At 40.7% G+C, this 1492-nt stretch carries 2 protein-coding genes and 1 pseudogene; all 3 read left to right on the top strand.

Annotated elements, in window-relative coordinates; genetic code table 11:
- Positions 1 to 5: 5 nt before the first annotated feature.
- Entirely contained in the window at positions 6 to 356 is a 351-nt protein-coding gene (locus ACFIMG_RS08405) for a TrbC/VirB2 family protein (RefSeq protein ID WP_375618881.1), read from the top strand.
- Positions 357 to 375: 19 nt separating this feature from the next.
- The gene (locus tag ACFIMG_RS08400) at positions 376 to 702 is read left to right on the top strand and encodes a type IV secretion system protein VirB3 (protein WP_375618882.1); all 327 of its coding nucleotides are present in this window, start codon (positions 376 to 378) and stop codon (positions 700 to 702) included.
- A pseudogene (locus tag ACFIMG_RS08395) lies at positions 699 to 1492 on the top strand (transporter); the annotation flags it as partial. The gene ACFIMG_RS08400 and the pseudogene ACFIMG_RS08395, both read left to right, overlap by 4 nt.

Raw genomic sequence — 1492 nt, 5'->3', positions numbered from 1 at the left:
TTTTCATGAAAAACATGAATAATTCATTCAGTTGTGAACACATCTTACCAAAAACTACTCTACCCAACACACAAAAGAAATGGTTAACAGCAGCATTAATGCTGTTTATTGCCTTCATCGCACTGAGTGAACCAGCCTTTGCCGCAGGCGGCTTCGGAAAAATTGAAAGTGCTCTTCAAAAAATAATTGAAGCCTTAACAGGACCAATTGCAAAATCAATCGCGACCATTGCGATTGCCGGTGTTGGGATTGCATGGATTGCTGGTTATGTTGAAATGCGTAAAGCTTTCTTTGTTTGTATTGGCATCGGCATTATCTTTGGTGCACCACAAATCGCAGCAATGTTTTCCAGTTAAACTCCAGCCTTTTAAAGCCATGAAAGAGCACGATAAGCTAACAGAAGATACGCTATTTCTTGCTTGCACGCGCCCTGCAATGATTGCAGGCGTGACAGTGGAAGCTATGGGATTAAATGCGATAGGAACGATGATATTGTTTATTGTGATAGGCAATATTTTTCTTGTAACCATTGGTATTGCCATGCATTTCATATTCAAGGAAATCCTAAAGCATGACCATAACAAATTTCGTATTCTTCTGACATGGCAAAAGACATCTATTTTTGCCAAAAACTCTAGTCTATGGGGCGGGGGAAGTATTTCTCCATTACGATTAATTCGTAATTATGAGGAATTACAATGAACACAACAGAGCGCAAGCGTGAAAAGCAGCCAGAGGCGATTATCCCTTACGTGCGCCATGTTAACAAGCATATCATTGCGCTGGATTCACGCGCTCTCATGAGCGTTATTAAACTTGAAGGGATTAACTTTGAGACAGCGGATATTATTGATCTCAATGTGCTTCACGAACAACTCAATAATCTTTTTAAAAACATTGCGGATGAACGGATAGCGCTTTATAGCCATATTATCAGAAAGCGTGAAACGATTTATCCGGATGGCACTTTTAGATCGGCATTTGCCAAGCAATTAGATGATAAATATCGCGAGCGGATGGTTTCTCAGGAGCTTTATCGCAATGATCTTTATCTTTCGATTTTGTGGAATCCACACGTTGATCAAACGGATAAATTAGTGGAGTTTTTCAAACGTTTAGGCAAAGCCAAGCAAGAAAAGACAGAAGTTGATACAGAGTCCATTCGCAAGCTTGAAGATATTACAACAGATCTTATTCAAAATTTAGAGCGTTATGGTGCAAAAAGACTGAGCCTTTATGAACATGAAGGTAATATTTATTCGCAGCAAAGTGAGTTTATCCACCAATTGGTGGGAGGTCGTCGTGAACGTATCCCTCTCACATGGGGGACGATAGCTTCGACTGTTTACTCAGACCGTCTTATTTTCGGGAAAGAGATCATAGAAATACGCACTGAGTCAGGACAGAGATTTGCGGGCATGTTTGGTTGGAAAGAATATCCAGCAAAAACCAGGGTAGGCATGGCGGATGGTTTGCTCACCCTTCCCTTTGA

This window comes from Bartonella sp. AP11XZML (assembly GCF_042196445.1).
GTDB lineage: Bacteria > Pseudomonadota > Alphaproteobacteria > Rhizobiales > Rhizobiaceae > Bartonella.
This window is presented reverse-complemented; position numbering and strand designations above follow the sequence as displayed.

What these genes read in the sequence shown, in the direction of transcription:
- ACFIMG_RS08405 (WP_375618881.1), top strand. Translation starts at nt 6, where the DNA reads ATGAAAAACATGAATAATTCATTCAGTTGTGAACACATCTTACCAAAA.
- ACFIMG_RS08400 (WP_375618882.1), top strand. Translation starts at nt 376, where the DNA reads ATGAAAGAGCACGATAAGCTAACAGAAGATACGCTATTTCTTGCTTGC.